This window comes from Neoroseomonas oryzicola (assembly GCF_012163135.1).
GTDB classification, from domain to species: Bacteria; Pseudomonadota; Alphaproteobacteria; order Acetobacterales; family Acetobacteraceae; genus Neoroseomonas; species Neoroseomonas oryzicola.
Map to the genome: position 1 here is coordinate 172,215 of NZ_JAAVUP010000004.1, position 20,481 is coordinate 192,695.

A 20,481-nucleotide genomic window follows, 5' to 3' on the forward strand; every position below is an offset into this window, starting at 1 on the left:
GGCGACGGGGGGCCAGCCCCCACCCGCGTGCGATTTCGCACATGCACCACCGGCCGACGCCGATACCCTCGCCGCGCCACCAGGGAGAAAACGATGGTCCGCGCCCTCCTCCCCCTCCTCGCGCTCCTCGCCGCCCCGGCGCTCGCCGCCGGCCCGCCGACCGAAGCCGCCGCCGTCCCCGCCGCCTGGGCCGAGGCCTACGGCACCAACCAGGGCCCGCCCGCCGCGCCGATGTACACGCCCGACGCGACCCTGTGGGGCAGCGTCAGCCGCGAACGCACCATCGGGACCGCCGCCATCGCCGAGTATTTCGGCCGCACCAGGCCAGGCGTCGCGTCCAACACCGTCACCCTCGGCGACTACTCCCTGCGGGAGATCGCGCCAGGCGTCGCCGTGGCCTCGGGCGTCTACACCTTCCACCGGCGGATGGCGGACGGGTCGGCATCCTCGGATCCGTCGCGGTTCAGCATGACCTTCGTGCGCGGAGCGGACGGGCTGTGGCGGATCGCGGACCACCATTCGTCGCGACTGCCCGCGGCACGATAGGCCAGGGGGCCAGCCCCCTGGACCCCCGCCGGGGGTATGCGTGCCCCCGGACCCGCGGCACCCCGAACGAAAACGGCCCGAGGCGATGCCTCGGGCCGGGAGCGCAAGGCGCGACCGCGCCCAGACCGTCAGTCGCCCCTGGCGCGGCAGTCCACGGCGCGCAAGCCAAGCGCGCGGACGCGCGCGCCGGCGTCTGAGGCACCCAGAACGCGCGAAGTCTCACTTCGCGCGTTCGTAATACGTCCCGTCGGTGGTCTTCACGACGATCTTCTCGCCCGCCGTGATGAAGGGGGGCACCATGACCTTCACGCCGTTCGACATGACGGCCGGCTTGTAGGAGGAAGAGGCGGTCTGGCCCTTCACGACCGGATCGGCCTCGACCACCTCGAGCACGATGGTCTCGGGCAGGTCCATCGAGACGGGCTCGCCCTCGATGAGCTTGACGTTGACCGTCATGTTCTCCTGCAGGAAGGGCAGGCGGTCGCCGAGGATGTCCTGCGGGACCATGGTCTGCTCGAAGCTTTCCGGGTCCATCAGCACCAGGTTGGTGCCGTCGGTGTAGGAGTAGGTGAACTCCTTGTCCTCGGTGGTCAGGCGCTCGACCGTGTCGGCCGTCCGCCAGCGCTGGTCCTTCTTGGCGCCGGTCTTGACGTTGCGCATCTCCACCTGGATGACCGCCGCGCCCTTCCCCGGGATCATGATGTTCTGCTTGAGGATGGTGTAGCGAGCCCCTTCGAACTCGATGACCATGCCGGCACGCATCTGGTTGGCTTGCATCTTTGCCATGGGGAGGTGACCTTGGTACGGCGAGGTTGAGCGGACGGGTGGAACCTCCGCTTCTGGAGGTCCGATGAGCCGAGCCCTTTAGTCATGTAGCGGATAGGGCGCAACCGCTCGGAACGTTGTGACCATTCGCATGTGTGTATGTGTGTTTGTGAAGCAAGCGCATCTCCATTGGACGATCAGATTACTAGGTTGCCAGTAGAGAAAATGATGGGGTTGCGCTGGAGATCTGGCCGCGTTCTTGAGGGATAGTTAGATGATAACGAAGTTCATATTCGAGAAATGGAAGAGTTTTGAGAAATCGGAACTCAATATAGATCCGTTAACCATCATAATTGGGACAAATTCTAGCGGAAAATCGAACGCGCTCGACGCTATTTCGTTTTTGACGCGAATATCAAATGGATTAATGCTCACGTCAGCTCTTCAAGGAGATGGGATTATTCCGCCACTTCGCGGCGGCGTAGAGTGGGCGGCTCAGAAGCCGGGAGAAATTTTTAGCATTGGACTGAGTGTTATTGTTGATGAATCAATTGAGTATTCTTACACAATCGAATGCTCTGCTAAACAAAATAGATGTGAGTTAATTTCGGAGCGTCTTGAGAGGATAAAATACAGAATTGGTCGTAAAAAAATGGAGTCTGGACGAATTCGTTTATTTTGGACGGATCAAGTTTCCGAGGGTTCCCCGACTATTGTTGCAAGATTATACAACGAAAAGAGAGGAACTCCTAGGCAATTAAGTCGCTCTAATTCAATTCTTTTTCAGTTAGTTGGTCAAAAATCACGAGTTGAAATTCAGGAGGGTGTGGATCAGGTAATAAATGCCCTGAGAAATATTTTTATTTTAGATCCGATTCCTTCTCATATGAGGGGGTTTGCGCGCCTTTCGGATCGACTTGATCCCGATGCGGGAAATATTGCAGGGGTGATTGCGGCACTCCCTGAGTCCGCCCGAGTGCAGATTGAGGCAGTGCTCACCGAATATGTGAGGCAATTGCCTGAGAAAGATATTAGGCGAGTTTATGCCGAGACGGTTGGGAAATTCGCGACGGATGCCATGTTGTACTGCGAAGAGCAGTGGGGGGAAAAGGAGGGCATCCCTATTGTCGATGCGCGAGGTATGTCCGATGGAACCTTGCGTTTTCTTGCAATCCTAACAGCCCTACAAACACGCCCTCCTGGTAGTCTCTTGATTATCGAAGAGGTGGATAATGGCTTGCATCCGTCAAGATCTCATCTTCTTTTGAAGATGCTCAGGGAAGTTGGATCAAAACGAAAAGTTGACGTAGTCGTAACCACACACAACCCAGCTCTACTGGACGCTATGGGCACAGAGATGGTGCCCTTTATAACTGTCGCCCACCGTAATCCGAAGACTGGCGCAAGTATGTTTACACTTCTGGAAGACATAAAGGTGTTACCGAAACTCCTTGCACTAGGTCCTGTTGGAAGATTGACTAGTCAAGGATTAATTGAAAATTCTTTGAAATCTGAAGCGGCGAACTAAAAATGAAAAGAAGAATTATTGTTATAGACACATCTATTCTTTGTTGCTGGCTGAGGATCCCCGGAAAAGAAACGGCGGGATCTGGAGAATTTCAATGGGATTTCGAGCGTGTAAAGAAAGTTATAGATTCAGAGGTAAAAAAAAGATCTACACTAGTCCTTCCTGTCGCTACCATCATTGAGACAGGAAATCACATTGCTCAGTGTTCAGGGGATAGATTCAACTTGGCTCAGGAATTTGCAAATTATTTAAGGTTATCTGCCAATGCGGAAACGCCGTGGGCAGCTTTTACGGAGCAACTAGATCTTTGGTCATCTGAAAAATTGAATAATTTAGCTAACGATTGGCCAAATCAGGCCGTTCAACGACGAACGATTGGAGATGTGACAATTAACCATGTCGCAAATTGGTATTCCAAGGCTGGGTATGAGGTTGAGATATTGACAGGAGACGCTGGTTTAAAGGCTTATGAGCCGAAGACTCCAATGTTGGTTCCGCGCCGAAGGCAATTCTAAAAGCGCTTGATTAGGCGAATTCGTGGGGATCGTTAGTTCAATATCGACATCTCACGCCAAGGTTGATTCTAGGAAAAATTTCTTATAAGCTGCATGAATGCACCCCCACCCCTTCCACCCCCTCACCGACGCCGAATTCGCCCTCCTCTCCCGCCACCTCCCCAGCCCCGACCACACCCGCGGCCGCCCGCCCGCCGACCGGCGCCGCACGCTGAACGCCATCTTCTGGGTCGCCTGTTCCTCCGGCCCCTGGAAGGACCTGCCCGCCGAATACGGCCGCGCCGACACCGCCCACCGCCAGCTCCGCCGCTGGGCGGCGACCGGCCACATGGACCTCCTCCTCACCCTCGTCGCCAACCGGGACCGTAGGAAGGACCGCCTATGGAACCGCCTCGCCTGGCGCATCTGCCGCGCCTGGCGGCGGGTTTCGCGCCTCGTCGGCCTCGGCAGCCTGTTGCTCGCGAAGCGCCTCGGCCTGCGCCCGGCCTTGCCGGCGGCCCCGCGCTACCTGCCGGACCCGAATTTGTCCGAAACCGCCCAGGCTCTGGTCCGCCGGGCCTTCGAAAACCCCTGGGCCCAGGTCGTCGGCACCTTCGCGGCGCTGGCGAAGATGATGCGCCTCGCCGGCGGCAACCGCCGCCGCTGGCGCCTCAGATAGGCCCCCATGGACCAAGGGCGGAAAACCGGGTTCCGAGGGCCTTTCGGCCCTCGGCGGGGGTCCGGGGGCGGCGCCCCCGGGTCTGACGCGCGCACCCGGCCGGCAACTTTGTCGGATACCCCGATTCAGACCTCCGGTGCTCGGCGCGTGCCGCGCCTCCGCCCTGCGGTCATCGGGGTGCGCGGCGTGCGTGGACACGCACTCCGCGCCGCCCCATCGTGCCCCAAGCACCCGCCGAGCCCCGACCGCACCCGCGTGACCGACACCCGAACCGCCGCCGCTCCCGCGCCCACGCGTCTTCTCGTCGGCATCCTCTTCATGGTCGGGGCGGGCGTGCTGTTTGCCGTCATGGGCGGCTGCGCGAAGCTGCTCGGGCAGACCTATTCCTCCCTGCAGGTCTCCTGGGCGAGGGCCTTCGGCCACATCATCTTCCTCGCCATCGCCTTCTTCCCCCGCCATGGGCTGGCGGTGCTGCGCACCCGGCGGCCGTTGATGCAGCTTGGGCGGTCGGCGCTGCTGTTCACCTCGAACCTCGCGCATTTCTTCGCCATCACCTTCATCCCGCTGGGCAAGGCGGCCTCGATCAGCCTGACGGCGCCGCTGATCGTGGCGATGCTGGCCGGCCCGATGCTGGGCGAACGCACGACGAAGGCGCGGGTGGTGGCCTTGCTCTGCGGCTTCCTCGGCGTGCTGCTGGTGATCCGGCCGGGCAGCGCGGTGTTCCACTGGGCGTCGCTGTTCGTGGTGCTCTCGGCCGCGTCCTACGGCGTCTACCAGATCCTCACCCGCATGGTCGCGGGCATCGAGAGCCCCGAGACCTCGGCCTTCTACAGCAGCACGGTGGGCGCCTTCGGGATGCTGCTGGTGATGCCCTTCGTCTGGATCGCGCCGGCGGGCTGGTTCGACATCATGCTGTTCTGCGCGCTGGGGGTGCTGGGGGCGCTGGGCCATTACTGCGTGGCGATCGCCTTCGGCTTCGGCCCGGCGAACGTCATCTCGCCCTTCCAGTACTTCCAGCTGCTGAGCTCGGTGGCCGTCGGCTACTGGATGTTCGCCGAGCTGCCGGACGCCTTCACCTGGCTCGGGGCGGCGGTGATCGTCGCCTCGGGCCTCTACATCGGCTGGTCGCAGACGAGGAAGCGCTAGGGTGCTCCGACCGGCTTCTTCCCCCCGCCGTTCGGACGTTCGCGCACGAAGGTCGGGATGGCATGCCCCGGCACCCGTCCGCGCAGGGCGCGCAGCAGGGCAAGGCCGTCCGCGTCCGGCACGGCGAAGCGCGCGGTCCCCGGCGCAGGGTCCAGCGCGTGCAGATAGTAGGGCTTCACCCGAGCGCGGAGCATGGCGCGGAACAGGTCCTCGAGCGCGGCGGCGTTGTCGTTGACCCCGCGCAGCAGCACCGTCTGGCCCAGCAGCGGCACCCCGGCGCGGGCAAGGCAGGCCAGCGCGGCCTGCGCCTCGGCCGTGAATTCCCGCGCGTGGTTGGCATGGACGGCGAGGAAGACGGGCTTGTCCTGGTCCAGCGCCGCCGCCATCGCGGCGTCGATGCGCCCGGGGTCGGCGACCGGGACGCGGGTGTGGATGCGCAGCGTCTCGATATGCGGCGCCGCCGCCAGGCGGGCCAGGATCGCGCCCAGCCGGCGGGGGGAGAGCATCAGCGGGTCGCCCCCGGTCAGCACCGCTTCCTTCACTGCTGGCGTCGCTTCGAACCAGGCGAGCGCGGCGTCGAGCTCCGCCTCGGTCAGCAGGCCGCCATCGGGGCCGACGACCTCGCGCCGGAAGCAGAAGCGGCAATACACGGGGCAGGCGAGCAGCGGCTTCAGCAGCGCCCGGTCCGGGTACCGGTGGACCACGCCCTTGACCGGGGTGAAGGGGCCGTCGGCGGTGGGGTCGTCGACCTCGTGCGGGGCGGTCGCCAGTTCGGCGGCGTCGGGGATGTATTGCCGGGCGATGGGGTCGGCCGGGTCGGCCGGGTCGATCAGCCGCGCGACGTGCTGCGTGACCGATATGGCGTACCGTTCGGCGACGCGCGCGGCGGCGGCCTCGGCCGCGGGCGGGATCAGCCCGGCCTCGCGCAGGGCGCGGGCGCTGCGCAGCGTGCGTCCCTGGCGTGTCGTGTCACCGTCCGGCATGGTCGGGCGGTTACTGCAACGCCCCTGTCCGCACAATGCCGAATGCCCCCTGGAGCCCCGAGCGGCTCGCCGCGCGCCTGCCCTTCCTCGACCGCCGCGCCGCGCTGGTCGCGGCGACCCGCGCCTTCTTCACCGGGCGCGGCTACAGGGAGGTCGAGACCCCCTGCCTGGTCCCCGCCCCGGGCGCCGAGGTCCATATCCGCGCCTTCGGCACCCGCTTCGAACCGCATCTCGGCGCGGGGGAGGGGCGGGGGCTATGGCTGCGGACCTCGCCGGAACTCGCGATCAAGAAGCTGCTGGCGGGCGGGGCCGGGCCGGTCTTCGAACTGGCGCGGGTGTGGCGGAACGGCGAGGTCTCGGCCCGCCACGCCCCCGAATTCACCATGCTGGAATGGTATCGCCCGGGCCTGTGCTTCGAGGGCCTCATGGACGAGACGGAAGCCTATGTCCGCGCCGTCTGCCCGTCGGTGGTCGCGCATGAGGGCGTCGCGACCGACCTGCGCCTGCCCTTCGAGCGGCTGACCATGGCCGAGGCCTTTCGCCGCCACTGCAACGGCCTCGACATCCTGGCGACCGAGGGCGATGCGGCGCGGCTGCATGCGGCCGCCGCGGCGGCGTGGCTGCCGCCCCATGCGGACGAATCCTGGGAGGACCTGTTCTTCCGCCTGCTGCTGGAACGGGTAGAACCCGCGATCGGCCGCGGGCGCGCGACCTTCCTCACGCATTGGCCGGCCCCCCAGGCGGCGCTCGCCCGGCGCGACCCGGCCGACCCCCGCGCCGCGCTGCGCTTCGAATTGTTCGTCGCCGGGATCGAACTCGCCAACGCCTTCGACGAGCTGACCGACCCCGCCGAGCAGCGCCTGCGCTTCGAGGAAGCGAACGCCGAGCGCCGCCGCATCACCGGCGAGCATGGCTGGGAGGTGGACGAGGATTTCCTCGCCGCGCTGGACCAGGGGCTGCCGCCGACGGCCGGGATCGCGCTAGGCTTCGACCGGCTGGCGATGCTCGCCGCCGGCGCGCCGCGGATCGAGGACGTGCTGTGGCTGCCCCTGGCATGACGCCGGGGCGGGTTGCCTTGGCGGGTGGCCTCGCGTCTATAAGCCCTGCCGGAACAGAGCACGGGGTCGATGGCGATCGGATCTAAACGCAGCCGGGAACGCAGGCGCCGCAACGCGCAATTCGCCGCGCGCGCGGCGAAGTGGGTGACGGTGCTCGCCATCTTCCTGGGCCTGGGCTTCTGGTCGTACCGGACGGGCCTCGACCTGGCGCGGGCCGAGGTCACGGGCCTCGAGGAACGGATCGAGACCCAGGGCAACGAGATACGCGACCTGCATTCCCGCAACGCCCAGCTGGAAGGCGAACTGCGCCAGTCCCGCGCCGACAACGCCGCGCTACAGGCGCGCTACCGGCGGGACGTGCCGGCGGGCGATGCGGCGGCGCTGTTCTCGCTGGCCCAGCAGCGCATCGCCGCCGGCATCCCGCGCGAGCGCGTCGAGCAGGTGCTGCGCGACGCCGCCCCGGTCCGCCGCTGCGAGGCGCGCGGCACCTCCCGCCGCTTCGCCATCGTCTACGGCACCCGCATCCCGGAGAATTCCGGCATCGAACTGGCCGAGGGCCTGGTCCGCGTCGTGGTCAGCACCGCGAACCAGACGGATGAGATCAACCGCACGGCGAATGTCGTGGTGACGGTGGCGGGGCAGGACCCGCAGACCTTCACCGGCCTGCCGCAGCGCCAGGTGGTGGTGCTCGGCAATGCGGAACTGGCGCTGAGCGTGACCTCGGAGATCCGCGGCTTCGCGACCGCCGCGCTGACGAATTGCGGGTCGTGACGATGCGCGCCCTGGCCCTGTTCGCCCTGCTCGTCGCCGCCTGCACCGCGCCGGGCGATGCGCAGGACGTGGCCCAGGGCGAACGCCTGGCGACCGAGCGCTGCGGATCCTGCCACGCGGTCGGCCGCACGGGGACGAGCCCACGGCCGAACGCACCGGCCTTCCGCGACCTGCACCGTCGCTATCCGGTCGACGACCTCGCCGAGGCGCTGGCCGAGGGCATCGTCACCGGCCATCCCGACATGCCGGAACAGTCCTTCAGCCAGCCCGAGATCAACGCCCTGCTGGCCTATCTCCGCAGCCTGGAGCGTTAGGCCGGCACATCGCCGAGCAGGGTGATGCGGTGCATCTCCCGCCGCTGGCCGTGGTAGTCGTTCACCGGATAGTGTTGCACCGCGCGGTTGTCCCAGAAGGCCAGCGAGCCCGGCGCCCAGCGGAAGCGGCAGGTGAATTCCGGCTTGGTGATGTGGGCGAACAGGTAGTCGAGCAGCGCCTTCGATTCCTCGACCGTCCAGCCCTCGAACTGCGCGGTGTGGCCGAGGTTGACGTAGAGCGCGCGGCGCCCCGTCTCGGGATGCGTGCGGACCACGGGATGCGAGGCTTCCAGCACCTCGGCGTTCGTCACCGCGCCGCGTTCCTTCTGCCGGTCCTCGCGCGTCTTGGACGCATCGGCCTTCTTCGAGGAATTGATCGCGCGCAGCCCGTCGAGCGTCGCGCGCAGGCCCGGCGACAGCGCCTCGTAGGCCGCGCGCGCATCGGCGAAGAGCGTGTCGCCGCCGGCCGCCGGCACCTCGCGCGCGACCAGCATCGTCGCCATCGGCGGACGCTCGAGATAGGCGGTGTCGGAATGCCAGACGCCGCCGAAGTTGATGCGCTCGTGCGGTTCCTTGATGACCGGCGTGATCTGCGGGAAGCCGTCCAGGCCGCGCACGAAGGGGTATTCGACGGGCGTGCCGAACTTGCGCGCGACGTCGAGGAAGCGCGCCGGCGGAAGGTCCGCATCGCGCAGGAAGATCACGCCGTGTTCGAGCCAGATGGCGCGCAATTCGGCGGCGGTGCGATCGTCGAGCCCGTCCCGCAGGTCGAGGCCCGAGACCTCCGCCCCGCAGGATCCCGAGGCGCGCGTGACGATGAGGCGCTGCGCGGTGATGGACATGCTTCCCTCCGTTTGCGCGGAGGTTACGCTGCCCCCTGCAGGCGCGCCAGGAGGGCCGGCGCGTCCTCGCGCGGCAGCGCGTAGAAGACGAAGACGTACGGGTCCGACGCTTCGAACACCGAAGGATCGGGCGAGGCGCGCTGCATCGTCGCGCGATCGAGTGCGGCGACCGGGAACCATTCCCCGCCCAGTTCGAACAGCACCTCGTAGCCGAGCGCATCGAGATAGGCGGGCACCGCCCAGGTGCTGCCCTCGCGGTGGCGTTCCTCGATCTCGAGCGTCATCACCGGGCGGCAGCGCAGCAGCGTCTCGCGCGCGCCGCGCAGGATCTCGTATTCGGCGCCCTCGGCGTCGACCTTCATCGCGGTGAGGTCCGCGAGACCGAGATCGTCCAGCCGTTCGACCGGCACGGCGAAGCGCTCGACGGTCACGCGCGCGGACAGATGCGCCGCGTAGTCCTTGGCCGTGCTCGCCCATTGTTCCTGCGCGACCCCGTCGAGCACCGGCATGGCGAGCACGATCTCCCCCACGCTGTCGCCCAGCGCCGCCGCGCGGCAGTCGACATGCGCGGGCGCGGTCCCGAAGGCGCCGCGCAGCGCCGCCTGCAACCGCGCGAAGGCGGGCGGCAGGGGTTCGAAGGCGATCACGCGGGACCCGGGCAGGCGCGCCAGGGGGATGGTGATCAGCCCATCATGGGCGCCGACATCGACCAGCGTGCCGGGGCGATGGAGCAGGGTGTGGAAGCGGGTCTCGTCCATGGTCCATGGCCTTAGCAACCGGCGGGCGATCGCCCCAGCAGTTTTCGCCTCCCGTGGACCGGCGCCGGCGCCGGCGCCGCCTATGCTGCCCGGCCCGCTCAGAGGACCACCGCATGGCCGGCCCGGACCGTCGTGCCCTGTTCACCGCCGCGCCGCTGGCGCTCGCCGCCCTGCCCGCCGCCGCGCAGGCGCCGGGGACGGGGCGCGTCACGCCCGAGGCTTTCGGCGCCCGCGGCGACGGCCAGGCCGACGATGCGCGCGCCATCCAGGCGGCGATCAATGCGTTGGGGCCGCAGGGCGGGGTGCTGGTGCTCGCCGCGCGGACCTACCGCGTGGATCGCGGGCTGCGGCTGGATCCGACACGGGTGTCGGTCAGCGGCGCGCGGGCGGTGCTGGACGGGCGCCGCCTGCCGGCGGGGACGGCGCTGCTGACCGTGACGGCGCCCGCCGATGCGCCGCAATACGACCACGGACCGCAGGTGATCGAGGGGCTGATCCTGCGCGGCCCCGGATCCCGCGGCGCCTCGACCGGCATCGCGATGGCCACCGCGGCGGAGACGCGGTCGAGCCGGATCACGCTGCGCAACCTCTCGATCTCGGATTTCGGCACGGGCATCGACTACGGGGCGAAGACCTATCTCTGCCAGGGCTACAGCCTGCAGGTGCATGGCTGCCGCACCTGCCTCGCCTTCACCAGCAACGACGACGCCGGCGAGAACATGTCCTTCTACGGCTGCACGCTGGGCAACTCGGACGTCGCGGTGGCGAACCGCTCCGGTTCGATGGCGATCTTCCAGGGCTGCGCCTTCGACTATTGCCGTCAATGGTTCGTGGGATCCGGCCTGAACCAGTTCTTCGGCTGCTGGTTCGAGAAGCACCGGCCGACGGCGGAGAATGACATTCCCTTCGACCTCGTCGCCGGGAACCTGCTGCTGCAGGGCGGTGGCATCCAGATCTCCGGCGTCAATTTCGCGCAGGGCAACCGCAACCGCTTCATGTTCATGGCGCGCGACCGCCAGGCGCGCATCGTGCTGCGCGACTGCTTCGCCTGGAACTGGCGCACCGCGAGCGGCGTGCTGGCGGGCGGGGAGGGCAGCATCCTGATCGACGGCATGGCCGGGCAGGGCAACCGCCACGTCCCGGCCATCACCAAGGACGACAGGCGCCACAACGTGTTCGGCGATGCCGGGCGCTTCGGTGGGGAAACGCTGACGCTGCCCTGCTGGGTCGGCGGTGCGGGGACTCAGCGCGAGAGTGCGCATCTCGTCCGCTGGAATACCGCGCGCGGGGAAGCGGCGCTGTCCACCACGCGTCCCCGAAACGGGCCGCGCTGCCTGCGCATCCTGAAGGAGGTCGGCGGCGGGACGGACTTCACCTTCAGCGTCGCGGCGCCGATCCGTCCGGGCCAGGGCTTCGGGGCCGCGCTGTGGTACCGCGTCGAGGGCCCCGGGCCACTCGGACCGATCTGGTTCCAGGTCTTCTGGGCCCGCCACCTCGCGACCGATGCGCATGGCGTCATGCGCTTCGGCGAGACGCAGTTCTGGGGCGAGGTGCAGACGCCCGCCGCGGCCGCCGAGGTCGCCGACTGGCGGGAGGTGCGCTTCAACAGCCGGAGCCTCGACCAGACCGCCACCGCGCCGCAGGAGGCGCCGGCCTGGGCGACGCATGTGCTGATCACCACGTCGATGGTGTCGGTGGGGGCGGGGACGGAACTTTTTCTCGCCGATGTCGGCGGGTGGACGATGTAGGCGCTCAGGCCGCCGCGATGGCTGCGTTCATCGCCCGCACGCCGGCGGCCGGCCCGTCCGGATGGTTCCACACCGCGCCCACCACGGCGAGGAAATCCGCCCCCGCGCGTACCAGCGGGGCGCAGTTCTGCGCCGTGATGCCGCCGATCGCGACGCAGGGGATCTCCATCATCTGCGACCACCATTCGAGGATCTCGGGCGCCGCGTGGTGCACGACCTCCTTCGTGTCGGTGGGGAAGAAGGCGCCGAAGGCGACGTAGTCGGCGCCGAGCTCGCCCGCTTCCATCGCGAGGTGCCGCGAGGCATGGCAGGTGATGCCGAGGATCTTTCCCTCGAGCAGCTTGCGCGCGCCCGCGTGGTCGCCGTCCGTCTGGCCGAGATGCGCGCCGTCGCAGCCCAGCGCATGGGCGAGCTTCGCATCGTCGTTGAGGATGAAGGCGACGTCGCGCGCGTGGCAGACCGGCATCAGCGCCTCGGTCGCGCGCCTGATGTCGTCCGGCGCCGCGTCCTTCAGCCGCAGCTGCAGGCAGGCGACGTCCCCGGCATCGAGCGCCGCGCCGAGCGTGTCGCGGAAGCCCTGCGGGTCGAGCCGCGGCGGGGTGATGAGGTAGAGGCGGCAGGCGTCGGTCATGGCGCTTCCTTCGCGCGCTTCGGGGGCTTTGGGAAGCGTGGTCAGGGCGGACCCAGGCCGAAGACGATCTCCGCCGCCTGCGCGATGTCGGGCTGCCCGGCGCGGGCGGCGGCGGCATCCGCCCGGCTGCCCTGCCCATCGCCCAGCCGGGCGCGCAGGATGGCGCGCAGGTGCAGCGCCATCGCGTCCCGCGGCGCGCGTTCCAGCGCGGCGGCGAGTTCTGCCTCGGCACGACCGATGTCGCCGGCGAGCAGCGCCAGCCCCGCGCTCGCGGCGAGCGGCCAGGGATCGCCGGGCGGGGCCTCGTCGAGGGCGCGCTCGATCTCCTCGGCTGCCTGACGCCGGGCGCCGATGTGGAACAGCAGCACGGCGCGGTTGGTGCGCACGTAGGCGTTCACCGGCTGGCGGCGCAGGGCGGCCTCGTAGTCGGCCATGGCGCCGCCGACATCGGCCTCCTCCCGCCGCAGGTCGCCACGCAGGGCATAGTGTTCGAAGAGCATCGGCGCGGCCTCGATGGCGGCGTCGAGGTCGCTGCGCGCGCCGTCCCGGTCGCCGAGCGCGCGCCGCACCCGGGCGCGCGACAGCTGGGCGAGGGGAAAGTCGGGGTTCGCGGCGATGACCGCATCGAGGTCGGCGAGCGCCGCTTCGTGATCCCCGCGCCCCACGGCCATGGCAGCGCGGTTCGACCGCGCATGGAGGTTCGCCGGATCGAGCGCGACCGCGGCATCGAAATCCGCCCCCGCGCCGTCGATCGCGCCCGTCAGCGTCCGCGCCACGCCCCGGTTGACCAGGATGCGCGCGCGCTCGGCCGGGCCGGCGGGGATGTCGTTGTCGAGGAGGAAGCTGCAGGCCGCCTCGGCCGCGTGGGCCGGCGGGCCGGGCTGGACGTCTTCGCAGGCGCTCTCCTGCACCGGGGCCTGCGCCGAAGCGGGGGCGGCGGCGAGTAGGAGGCAGATCCGGAGGATGCGCCGGATGGCGCGCGGCCGGGGGCCTGGACCCCCGGCCGCATCACGCCTCACGGCTTGGACTTGTAGACCTCGATCATCGAGGCGAGCAGCTTCAGCGCCTCGTCCTTCGGGCGCTGGAAGGCGTTGCGGCCGACGATCGAGCCGTTGCCGCCGCCGGCGTGGATGGCCTTCACCTCGGCCAGCAGCGCGTCGGTGCCCTTCGCCTCGCCGCCCGAGAAGACGACCAGCCGGCGGCCGTTGAAGCAGGTCTGCACGATGTGGCGGATGCGCGCGGCCATGTCGGAGCCGTCGATCTTCCGCTCGACGTAGACCTTCTTCGCCGCTTCCAGCGACAGCGGCTCCATCGGCGGCTTCACCTTGATGATGTGGGCGCCCATGAGTGCGGCCATGTGCGCGGCATAGGCGCAGATGTCGAAGGCAGTCTCGCCGGTCTTGTCGAGCATCGGGCCGCGCGGATAGGACCACACCACGACCGCGAGGCCGGCGGCCTTCGCTTCCTCGGCGAGCTCGCGCAGCTCCTCCATCATCTCGAACTGGTATTCGCTGCCCGGATAGATCGTGAAGCCGATCGCCGAGCAGCCGAGGCGCAGCGCGTCGGAGACGCTGCCGGTCACGGCCTGGTCCTTGGTGGTGGACAGGCTGTTGCTGCTATTGACCTTCAGGATGGTCGGGATGGAGCCGGCGAAGGTCGCCGCACCGGCCTCGATCATGCCGAGCGGTGCGGCATAGGCGTTCAGCCCCGCCTCGATCGCGAGTTCGAAATGGTAGTGCGGGTCATAGGCGGCCGGGTTCGGCGCGAATGAACGGGCCGGGCCGTGCTCGAAGCCCTGGTCGACCGGCAGGATCACCATGCGGCCGGTGCCGCCGAGCTTCCCCTCCATCAGGATGCGGGCGAGGTTCGCCTTCGTCCCGGGGTTGTCGCTCTCGTACCAGGAGAGGATTTCCTTCACGCGGCGGGTCAGCTTCATCGTGGCGTCCTTCCTTCGGGGCCTTAAGTCTAGCGCAGCGCGCGATACCGCAGGCGATGCGCCCTGTCACGGGGCCGGCGGTGTCGGCGATTCCTGTGGCGCTTCCATGGCGAGCCAGGCGGCCAGCCGCGCGGCATCCGCCCGGCGCCGCAGGTCGAGCCGCCCGAGGTCGAGGCTGTCCGGACGACCGTGCCGGAGATCCACCCCGGCCTCGGCCGCCGCGGCGGCGACCGCGGCGAAGCCCGGCGCGCCGCCGGCCAGGATGACGCTGCGCGCCCCGGCCCGGATCGCGGCGAGCGCCGTCCCCGCCGCATCGGCGCAGTCCAGCACCGCCCCCCATGCCGTGCCCGGATGCCGTCGCCCGGCCTCGGCCGTCATCGCCAGGAACCAGGACGGACCCAGGAAGCCCGCGGCGCCGGGGGCGGAGAGCAGCACCACCCCCGCCGGCCCGGCCGCCGCCAGCGCCGCCTCGGCCTGCGCCAGCGCATGGACCGTGACCGCCGGACTGCTGACACGCTGCGTCACCGTTGACCCCGAGGTCCCTCTCTGCCAAGGCTTTCCCTGTCATCCTGCGGCGTTGCGCGGGGCAAGGGAACGGTGGAACCCAGGGGTCGGATGAACGAGGCGGTGGATCCGGTGGCCGAGGCCACGCTGCGGCTCGAAGCCGCCGTCGCGCGGCTCGGCCGTGCGATGACGGCCCGTCCCGCGCCGGTGCCCGCCGAGGCATCCGCCGCGGCACCGTCCGAGGGCGTTGATCCCGCCGCCGTGGCCGCCCTTGCCGCCCGCCTGGACGAGACCATCGCGCGGCTGCGCGGGGTTCTGGGCGAGGAGGTCTGATGGCCCAGGTCACGGTCCGCGTCGGCGGATATTCCCACCCCGTCGCCTGCCAGGACGGGCAGGAACGCCACCTCACGAACATGGCCGCCGAGGTCGACAAGCGCATCGGCACGCTCAAGGCCATGGGCATGCAGTTCGGCGAGACGCGCATGCTGCTCCTTGCCGCCCTGCAACTGGCCGACGAGACCGGCGACCTGCAGGCCGAGATCGCCGCGCTGAAGGCCGGCGGCGCCGTGGCCGCGCCGCCTCCGCCCGCGCCGGTGCCCGACACCGCGCTCGCCGAACGGCTCAACCGCGTCGCCGAGGCGATCGAGGCCATTGCGGCGACCCTGGAGCGCGCCTAGGTTCCTTGCGTGGGGCTGCCCGGCGCGCCAGGCACTTCATCCCCAGGGCCAATAAGCATCCTCCGGGAGCTGGCTCTGTCCGGGCCGTGGTCCGGGCACCCGGCGCCCACCTGCATTAGCAGGCCTTGGGAGGATGAGACGCCAGCGGCCAGGGCGGCTCCGCACTCGATTCCAACACGCCCCCCGAGGCCTGGCCTCGGGGGGCGTGTTGTTTTTTGCCTCAGACGCCGGAGTCTTCTTGTGCCTCAGGCGCCGGCGCCGGCATCCGCCGGCTTGGCTTGCGCGCCGTGGACTGGCGCGACGAAGGCGGCTGGTGGTCTTGGCGCGGTCGCGCTTCGCGCTCCCGGCCCGAGGCAAGGCCTCGGGCCGAAAGGGTGATGCGGATGGGTAGGGCGGCCGGGCCCGTTGCGCCTGAGGCCGGAACGCGCTGACGTCCGCGCATGAGCGACAGCGCGCCCTATTGCGACGTTCTCCTGGCGGAACTGAAGGCGGAGGCGCGGCGTGGCGCCCTCGCGCGCCGGGCGGCCGTCGATCCCGCGGGGAAGGGGAAGGCGCTTGCCGCCGTCGTCCTTCGGGACTGTCCGCCGCCGCCGGGAGCCGTCGTCGCCGCCTTCTGGCCAATGGGGCCCGAGATCGACGTGAGGCCGCTGCTGGAGGCCCTGCACGCGCGGGGCCAGAAGCTCTGCCTGCCGGTGACGCCCAGGCGCGGCCAGCCGCTGCGCTTCCGCCGCTGGCAGCCCGGCGACCCTCTCGCCGCCGGCCCGATGGGCACGCGACAGCCCGCTTCGGGCGAGGACGTCACGCCCGACTGGCTCTTTGTGCCGCTGCTCGCCTTCGACCGTGCCGGCCGGCGGCTCGGCTACGGGGGCGGATATTACGACCGGACGCTGGCGGCCTTGCCTCACGCGACCGCGATCGGGGTTGCCTACGCGGCGCAGGAAATGCATGACCCTCCCGGCGTGCCGGCGGGACCCACCGACGTCCGGCTCCGCAGGGTGGCGACCGAACAGGGCGTGGTGGACTGCGCAGGGACCAGTTGAGGATCCTCTTTCTCGGCGACGTGGTGGGACGATCCGGGCGTGACGCGGTGACCGCCGCGCTGCCCGGCCTGCGGCGCGACCTCGCCCTCGACCTGGTGGTGGTGAACGCCGAGAACGCCTCGCACGGCTTCGGCCTGGCGCCCGACATGGCGCGCGCGCTGTTCGCGGCCGGAGCGGACGCGATCACCCTCGGCAACCATGCCTGGGACCGCAAGGAAATCATCCCCTACATGGAGGAGGAGCCGCGGATCGTCCGCCCGCTCAACTATCCGCCCGGCACGCCCGGGCGCGGGGCGGCGGTGATCGATCTGCGCGGCGGGCGCCGCGCGCTGGTCGTCCAGGCGATGGGCAGGTTGTTCATGGAACTGCTCGACGACCCCTTCCGCGCGGTGCAGGCCGAACTCGCGAAGCACACGCTCGGCGCGCAGGGCAGCGTGCAGGCGGCCATCGTCGACATCCACGCCGAGGCGACGTCCGAGAAGCAGGCCATGGGCCATTCCTTCGACGGGCGGGCGAGCCTCGTCATCGGCACCCACACCCATGTGCCGACCGCCGATGCGCGCATCCTGCCTGGCGGCACCGCGTTCCAGAGCGATGCCGGCATGTGCGGCGACTACGACAGCGTCATCGGCATGCAGAAGGGCGGCGCCTCGATCCGCTTCTGGCGCAAGGTGCCGGCCGAGCGCCTCGCCCCGGCCGAGGGCGAGGCGACCGTCTGCGGCCTGTTCGTCGAGACCGACGACGCGACCGGCCTCGCGCGCCGCGTAGCACCGCTGCGCATGGGCGGCTGCCTCGCGCCCGAACGCCCGATCGCATGAGGGCCATTCCCGAACGGCCCGGCCTGCTCGGGCGGATGGCGGCCGCGTTCGGTCGGTCGGGGGACCGCGTGCCCGGCCATGTGCCCGACGTCGTGCTCGGGCTCGAGGACCGGCCGCCGCCGGCGCAGACCCTCGCACTCGCGCTGCAGCAGATCGCCATCCAGTCGATCTACTTCCTGCTGCCCGGCATGGTCGCGACCGCCTTCGGCGCCGGGCCGCTCGAGGCGACGAACTTCCTCTGCCTGTCGCTGATCTCGGTCGCCGTGGCGACCGCGCTGCAGGTGCTGACGCGCGGGCCGGTCGGCTCGGGCTACCCGGTGCCGAGCATTCCCTCGATCGTCATGCTCGCGCCCATGCTGCTGGCCGCGCAGCTCGGGGCCAGCCTTGCCGAGGCCTCGACCATGGTGGTCATGGTCGGCATCGTGACCGTGGTGGTGGCGCCGGCGGTGCGCCGCCTCTCCGCGCTGCTGCCCACCGAGGTGATGGGCGTCATCGTCTTCCTGATCGGCGCCTCGGTGCTGCCGAGCGTGCTGGCCATGGCCGGCGCCGATGCCGAGCGGCCAGCGGAATCCCTGCCGCGCATGCTGGTGATGTTCGGCTGCTTCTTCGTCATGGTGGTGGTGGGCGTGCTGCGCTGGCGCTTCGCGCGATACGCCGTGCTGGCGGGCACGCTGGCCGGCGTCGCGGGCGCGCTCGCCGCGGGCATGGCGACCCCGGGCGCGGCCGAGCTGCTCGAGGCCGCGCCGTGGTTCGCGCTGCCGCGGCCCGGCGCGCATGGCGGCATCGCCTTCGACCCGACGCTCGTCGTCTCCTTCCTGCTGTGCACCGTCGCGGCGATCGCCGCCCTGCTCGGCTCTCTCGTCGCCTTCCAGCGCGCGGTGGATGGGGACTGGACGCGGCCGGACCCGGGGCCGCTGCGGCGCGGCCTGCTCGCGCATGGCTCGGCGGTCGCCGTTGCCGGGCTGATGGGCGGCATGCCGGCCGCGGTGTCCTCCGCCTCCGTGGGCCTCGCGATCGCGACGCGCACCTTCGCGCGGACCATCGCGCTCGCGGGGGCGGGGATCCTGTTCCTGCTCGCCTTCTCGCCCAAGCTGGTGGCGCTGTTCGTGCTGGTGCCGGCGCCGGTGCAGGCGGCGATGCTGCTCTACGTCGCCTGCTTCATGATGGCGCAGGGCAGCGAGATGATCGTGATCCGCAAGCTCGATGCCCGACGCACGGTGGTGGCGGGGCTCGGCCTGTCGGCGGGGCTGTCGGCGCTGGTGGCGCCCGGCTTCTTCGCGGCGGCGATGCCTGCGCTCGCCGCGCCGCTCGCGGTGGGCGGGCTCGTGGCCTTCCTCGCGAACCTGGTGACGCTGCCGCTGGTCAAGCGCGTCGAGACCTTCCCCGTCCGCCTGGACGGCCGCGTGGGCGACCTGCTCGACGACCGCACCGCGCAGATGGGCGGCGCCTGGGGACTTCGGCCCGACACGGTGCGCAAGATGCACCACGCGCTGATGGAATTGTGCGACCTGCTTGCCGGGCGCGGCCTGGATGAGGCGGTGATCACGGCGACGCAGCTCGAGGAACGGGTGCGCATCGCCGTCGCCTTCACCGGGCCGCCGCTGCCCAAGCCGAAGCGCCGGCCGCGCGCGGAGGACATCGAGGCCGGCGGCGATGCGCTCGAGATGACCGCGCTCTGGCTCGCCCTGCGGGAGACCAGCGAGCATGGGATGCGGGCGACGACTTCGGGGCAGGAGCTCTGGATGGACTTCCAGGACTAGGCCGGCGCCTTGCTCCGGGCCCCGTGCGTCACGATCTAAACGCCCACGTCGAAGCCATCTTCGCAGGCGCCGCCATGTCGCGCGCCTGATCGGGAGCAACCCATGCCCGCACCGCGTCGCCTGCATCTGGGCGCGTTCATGCGTCCCGTCTCCATCCATACCGGCGCGTGGCGCTATCCCGGCGCCTGGCCGGATGCGAACTTCTCCTTCCCGCGGCTCAGGACGCTGATCCAGAAGCTGGAAGCGGGGAAGTTCGACGCCTTCTTCATGGCCGACCACCTGGCGCTGCTGAACATGCCGATCGAGGCGCTGCGGCGGAGCCACACCGTCACCTCCTTCGACCCGCTGACGCTGCTGCCCGCGCTCGCCGCGGTGACCGAACGCATCGGGCTGATCGCGACCGCGTCGACCACCTACAACGACCCGTATCACGTCGCGCGGAAGTTCGCCTCGCTCGACCACATCTCGAACGGGCGGGCGGGGTGGAACGTGGTGACCACCGCGAACCCCGACGCCGCGCTGAACTTCGGCCATGACGAGCACATGGCCCATGGCGAGCGCTACAAGCGCGCGCGCGAATTCTACGACGTCGTCACCGGCCTGTGGGACAGCTTCGCCGACGACGCCTTCATCCGCGACGCGGAAAGTGGGATCTTCTGGGACCCCGCGAAGATGCACGTGCTGAACCATGTGGGGGCGGAGCTGAAGGTGCGCGGGCCGCTCAACGTCGCGCGGCCGGTGCAGGGCTGGCCGCTGATCGTGCAGGCGGGTGCCTCCGATGCCGGGCGGCAGCTGGCGGCCGAGACGGCGGAGATGGTCTTCGCCGCCGGCGGGCCGATCGCCGATGCGCGCGCCTTCTATGCCGATGTGAAGGCCCGCGCGGCCGCGGCCGGGCGCAACCCCGACCACATCAAGATCCTGCCCGGCGCGCTCGTCGTCGTCGGCGACACTGTCGAGGCCGCGAAGGCCAAGCGCGCGAAGCTCGACAGCCTTGTGCACTACGAGAGCGCGATCGGCTCGCTGTCCATCGCGCTCGGCGTCGATGCCCGTGCCTTCGACCCGGACGGGCCGCTGCCCGACATCCCCGAGACCGAGCACAGCAAGAGCGGCCGCGAGCGCGCCATCGCCATCGCGCGGCGCGAGAACCTCACGGTGCGGCAATTGGCGCAGCGCCTCGGCGGCTATGGCGGCGCGGCGATCGTCGGCACGCCGCAGACGATCGCCGACGAGATGCAGGAATGGCTCGAGACCGGCGCCTGCGACGGCTTCAACGTCATGTTCCCCTATGTGCCGGGCGGGCTCGACGAATTCGTCGACCAGGTGGTGCCGGAACTGCAGCGGCGCGGCATCTTCCGCACCGAGTATGAGGGGACGACGCTGCGGGAGCATCTCGGCCTGCCGCGGCCGGAGAACCGCTTCTTCGCCACGGCGCGGGCGGCGGAATAGCCCGCGCCGGGGGATGTCCGACCGCGATACGGCCTCC

23 protein-coding genes and 1 other RNA gene are annotated in these 20,481 nt (G+C 69.6%); 16 read left to right on the forward strand and 8 right to left on the reverse strand.

Features of this window, described 5'->3' with window-relative positions; genetic code table 11:
* Window positions 1–93: 93 nt before the first annotated feature.
* A complete protein-coding gene (locus GWK15_RS15650) occupies window positions 94–546 on the forward strand; it encodes an SgcJ/EcaC family oxidoreductase (protein ID WP_168042289.1) in 453 nt (150 codons plus the stop codon).
* Window positions 547–765: 219 nt separating this feature from the next.
* Here the strand turns inward: GWK15_RS15650 and efp are convergent, their stop codons facing one another.
* Window positions 766–1,332 (reverse strand): elongation factor P, encoded by a 567-nt coding sequence (efp, locus tag GWK15_RS15655; RefSeq protein WP_168042290.1) that lies wholly within the window; start codon window positions 1,330–1,332, stop codon window positions 766–768.
* A gap of 253 nt (window positions 1,333–1,585) precedes the next feature.
* On the opposite strand from efp, the gene GWK15_RS15660 reads away from it, so the two are divergent.
* The 4 genes from GWK15_RS15660 to GWK15_RS15675 all read left to right on the forward strand — a co-directional run bounded on the left by GWK15_RS15660 (window position 1,586) and on the right by GWK15_RS15675 (window position 5,158).
* Window positions 1,586–2,839 carry an AAA family ATPase gene (locus GWK15_RS15660; protein WP_168042291.1) on the forward strand — a complete coding sequence of 418 codons (1,254 nt, stop codon included), beginning with the start codon at window positions 1,586–1,588 and terminating at the stop codon, window positions 2,837–2,839.
* 2 nt (window positions 2,840–2,841) lie between these two features.
* On the forward strand, window positions 2,842–3,354 hold the full coding sequence (locus GWK15_RS15665) for a hypothetical protein (protein ID WP_168042292.1): 513 nt from the start codon (window positions 2,842–2,844) through the stop codon (window positions 3,352–3,354).
* Between the two features lie 97 nt (window positions 3,355–3,451).
* Complete coding sequence (locus tag GWK15_RS15670) at window positions 3,452–4,012, forward strand: transposase (RefSeq protein ID WP_168042293.1); 561 nt, start codon at window positions 3,452–3,454, stop codon at window positions 4,010–4,012.
* Window positions 4,013–4,267: 255 nt separating this feature from the next.
* On the forward strand, window positions 4,268–5,158 hold the full coding sequence (locus tag GWK15_RS15675; protein WP_168042294.1) for an EamA family transporter: 891 nt from the start codon (window positions 4,268–4,270) through the stop codon (window positions 5,156–5,158).
* Here GWK15_RS15675 and GWK15_RS15680 read toward each other — a convergent pair.
* The gene (locus GWK15_RS15680) at window positions 5,155–6,141 is read right to left on the reverse strand and encodes a lysine-2,3-aminomutase-like protein (RefSeq protein ID WP_168042295.1); all 987 of its coding nucleotides are present in this window, start codon (window positions 6,139–6,141) and stop codon (window positions 5,155–5,157) included. The genes GWK15_RS15675 and GWK15_RS15680 overlap by 4 nt on opposite strands.
* Window positions 6,142–6,176: 35 nt before the next feature.
* Between GWK15_RS15680 and epmA the strand changes: the two genes are divergently transcribed.
* From epmA to GWK15_RS15695, 3 genes are all read left to right on the forward strand, one after another.
* On the forward strand, window positions 6,177–7,199 hold the full coding sequence (epmA, locus tag GWK15_RS15685; protein ID WP_168042296.1) for an EF-P lysine aminoacylase EpmA: 1,023 nt from the start codon (window positions 6,177–6,179) through the stop codon (window positions 7,197–7,199).
* Between the two features lie 69 nt (window positions 7,200–7,268).
* A complete protein-coding gene (locus GWK15_RS15690; RefSeq protein ID WP_168042297.1) occupies window positions 7,269–7,970 on the forward strand; it encodes a hypothetical protein in 702 nt (233 codons plus the stop codon).
* Between the two features lie 2 nt (window positions 7,971–7,972).
* Window positions 7,973–8,284, forward strand: coding sequence for a c-type cytochrome (locus tag GWK15_RS15695; protein ID WP_168042585.1), 312 nt, complete (start codon window positions 7,973–7,975; stop codon window positions 8,282–8,284).
* Here GWK15_RS15695 and GWK15_RS15700 read toward each other — a convergent pair.
* Window positions 8,281–9,126, reverse strand: coding sequence for a TauD/TfdA dioxygenase family protein (locus GWK15_RS15700; RefSeq protein ID WP_168042298.1), 846 nt, complete (start codon window positions 9,124–9,126; stop codon window positions 8,281–8,283). The genes GWK15_RS15695 and GWK15_RS15700 overlap by 4 nt on opposite strands.
* A gap of 23 nt (window positions 9,127–9,149) precedes the next feature.
* Entirely contained in the window at window positions 9,150–9,884 is a 735-nt protein-coding gene (locus tag GWK15_RS15705; RefSeq protein WP_168042299.1) for an FkbM family methyltransferase, read from the reverse strand.
* Between the two features lie 113 nt (window positions 9,885–9,997).
* On the opposite strand from GWK15_RS15705, the gene GWK15_RS15710 reads away from it, so the two are divergent.
* A complete protein-coding gene (locus GWK15_RS15710) occupies window positions 9,998–11,632 on the forward strand; it encodes a pectate lyase family protein (protein WP_168042300.1) in 1,635 nt (544 codons plus the stop codon).
* A 4-nt stretch (window positions 11,633–11,636) separates the two neighbouring features.
* On the opposite strand, the gene thiE is transcribed toward GWK15_RS15710, so the two are convergent.
* From thiE to GWK15_RS15730, 4 genes are all read right to left on the reverse strand, one after another.
* Window positions 11,637–12,263, reverse strand: coding sequence for a thiamine phosphate synthase (thiE, locus tag GWK15_RS15715; protein WP_168042301.1), 627 nt, complete (start codon window positions 12,261–12,263; stop codon window positions 11,637–11,639).
* A 41-nt stretch (window positions 12,264–12,304) separates the two neighbouring features.
* A complete protein-coding gene (locus GWK15_RS15720) occupies window positions 12,305–13,174 on the reverse strand; it encodes a tetratricopeptide repeat protein (RefSeq protein WP_168042302.1) in 870 nt (289 codons plus the stop codon).
* A gap of 104 nt (window positions 13,175–13,278) precedes the next feature.
* On the reverse strand, window positions 13,279–14,199 hold the full coding sequence (locus tag GWK15_RS15725) for a class I fructose-bisphosphate aldolase (protein WP_168042303.1): 921 nt from the start codon (window positions 14,197–14,199) through the stop codon (window positions 13,279–13,281).
* A 66-nt stretch (window positions 14,200–14,265) separates the two neighbouring features.
* On the reverse strand, window positions 14,266–14,724 hold the full coding sequence (locus GWK15_RS15730; protein ID WP_168042304.1) for a hypothetical protein: 459 nt from the start codon (window positions 14,722–14,724) through the stop codon (window positions 14,266–14,268).
* 90 nt (window positions 14,725–14,814) lie between these two features.
* On the opposite strand from GWK15_RS15730, the gene GWK15_RS15735 reads away from it, so the two are divergent.
* From GWK15_RS15735 to GWK15_RS15765, 7 genes are all read left to right on the forward strand, one after another.
* Window positions 14,815–15,036: a hypothetical protein gene (locus tag GWK15_RS15735; protein ID WP_168042305.1), complete on the forward strand. Its 222-nt coding sequence runs from the start codon at window positions 14,815–14,817 to the stop codon at window positions 15,034–15,036.
* The gene (locus tag GWK15_RS15740) at window positions 15,036–15,380 is read left to right on the forward strand and encodes a cell division protein ZapA (protein ID WP_168042306.1); all 345 of its coding nucleotides are present in this window, start codon (window positions 15,036–15,038) and stop codon (window positions 15,378–15,380) included. The genes GWK15_RS15735 and GWK15_RS15740 overlap by 1 nt, the downstream gene beginning before the upstream one ends.
* Before the next feature lie 9 nt (window positions 15,381–15,389).
* Window positions 15,390–15,544: non-coding RNA, 6S RNA (gene ssrS, locus GWK15_RS15745), on the forward strand.
* A gap of 276 nt (window positions 15,545–15,820) precedes the next feature.
* Window positions 15,821–16,420 (forward strand): 5-formyltetrahydrofolate cyclo-ligase, encoded by a 600-nt coding sequence (locus tag GWK15_RS15750; protein WP_168042307.1) that lies wholly within the window; start codon window positions 15,821–15,823, stop codon window positions 16,418–16,420.
* Window positions 16,417–17,238, forward strand: a complete 822-nt coding sequence (locus GWK15_RS15755; RefSeq protein ID WP_168042308.1) for a TIGR00282 family metallophosphoesterase — start codon at window positions 16,417–16,419, stop codon at window positions 17,236–17,238. The genes GWK15_RS15750 and GWK15_RS15755 overlap by 4 nt, the downstream gene beginning before the upstream one ends.
* Complete coding sequence (locus GWK15_RS15760) at window positions 17,235–18,998, forward strand: solute carrier family 23 protein (protein WP_168042309.1); 1,764 nt, start codon at window positions 17,235–17,237, stop codon at window positions 18,996–18,998. The genes GWK15_RS15755 and GWK15_RS15760 overlap by 4 nt, the downstream gene beginning before the upstream one ends.
* Before the next feature lie 102 nt (window positions 18,999–19,100).
* Window positions 19,101–20,444: an LLM class flavin-dependent oxidoreductase gene (locus GWK15_RS15765; RefSeq protein ID WP_168042310.1), complete on the forward strand. Its 1,344-nt coding sequence runs from the start codon at window positions 19,101–19,103 to the stop codon at window positions 20,442–20,444.
* Window positions 20,445–20,481: the final 37 nt, after the last annotated feature.

Excerpts from the sequence above, each read along its gene's own strand:
- GWK15_RS15650 (WP_168042289.1), top strand. The coding sequence starts at position 94 with ATGGTCCGCGCCCTCCTCCCCCTCCTCGCGCTCCTCGCCGCCCCGGCG.
- efp (WP_168042290.1), bottom strand. The coding sequence starts at position 1,332 with ATGGCAAAGATGCAAGCCAACCAGATGCGTGCCGGCATGGTCATCGAG.
- GWK15_RS15660 (WP_168042291.1), top strand. The coding sequence starts at position 1,586 with ATGATAACGAAGTTCATATTCGAGAAATGGAAGAGTTTTGAGAAATCG.
- GWK15_RS15665 (WP_168042292.1), top strand. The coding sequence starts at position 2,842 with ATGAAAAGAAGAATTATTGTTATAGACACATCTATTCTTTGTTGCTGG.
- GWK15_RS15670 (WP_168042293.1), top strand. The coding sequence starts at position 3,452 with ATGCACCCCCACCCCTTCCACCCCCTCACCGACGCCGAATTCGCCCTC.
- GWK15_RS15680 (WP_168042295.1), bottom strand. The coding sequence starts at position 6,141 with ATGCCGGACGGTGACACGACACGCCAGGGACGCACGCTGCGCAGCGCC.
- epmA (WP_168042296.1), top strand. The coding sequence starts at position 6,177 with ATGCCGAATGCCCCCTGGAGCCCCGAGCGGCTCGCCGCGCGCCTGCCC.
- GWK15_RS15690 (WP_168042297.1), top strand. The coding sequence starts at position 7,269 with ATGGCGATCGGATCTAAACGCAGCCGGGAACGCAGGCGCCGCAACGCG.
- GWK15_RS15695 (WP_168042585.1), top strand. The coding sequence starts at position 7,973 with ATGCGCGCCCTGGCCCTGTTCGCCCTGCTCGTCGCCGCCTGCACCGCG.
- GWK15_RS15700 (WP_168042298.1), bottom strand. The coding sequence starts at position 9,126 with ATGTCCATCACCGCGCAGCGCCTCATCGTCACGCGCGCCTCGGGATCC.
- GWK15_RS15705 (WP_168042299.1), bottom strand. The coding sequence starts at position 9,884 with ATGGACGAGACCCGCTTCCACACCCTGCTCCATCGCCCCGGCACGCTG.
- GWK15_RS15710 (WP_168042300.1), top strand. The coding sequence starts at position 9,998 with ATGGCCGGCCCGGACCGTCGTGCCCTGTTCACCGCCGCGCCGCTGGCG.
- thiE (WP_168042301.1), bottom strand. The coding sequence starts at position 12,263 with ATGACCGACGCCTGCCGCCTCTACCTCATCACCCCGCCGCGGCTCGAC.
- GWK15_RS15725 (WP_168042303.1), bottom strand. The coding sequence starts at position 14,199 with ATGAAGCTGACCCGCCGCGTGAAGGAAATCCTCTCCTGGTACGAGAGC.
- GWK15_RS15735 (WP_168042305.1), top strand. The coding sequence starts at position 14,815 with ATGAACGAGGCGGTGGATCCGGTGGCCGAGGCCACGCTGCGGCTCGAA.
- GWK15_RS15740 (WP_168042306.1), top strand. The coding sequence starts at position 15,036 with ATGGCCCAGGTCACGGTCCGCGTCGGCGGATATTCCCACCCCGTCGCC.
- GWK15_RS15750 (WP_168042307.1), top strand. The coding sequence starts at position 15,821 with ATGAGCGACAGCGCGCCCTATTGCGACGTTCTCCTGGCGGAACTGAAG.
- GWK15_RS15760 (WP_168042309.1), top strand. The coding sequence starts at position 17,235 with ATGAGGGCCATTCCCGAACGGCCCGGCCTGCTCGGGCGGATGGCGGCC.
- GWK15_RS15765 (WP_168042310.1), top strand. The coding sequence starts at position 19,101 with ATGCCCGCACCGCGTCGCCTGCATCTGGGCGCGTTCATGCGTCCCGTC.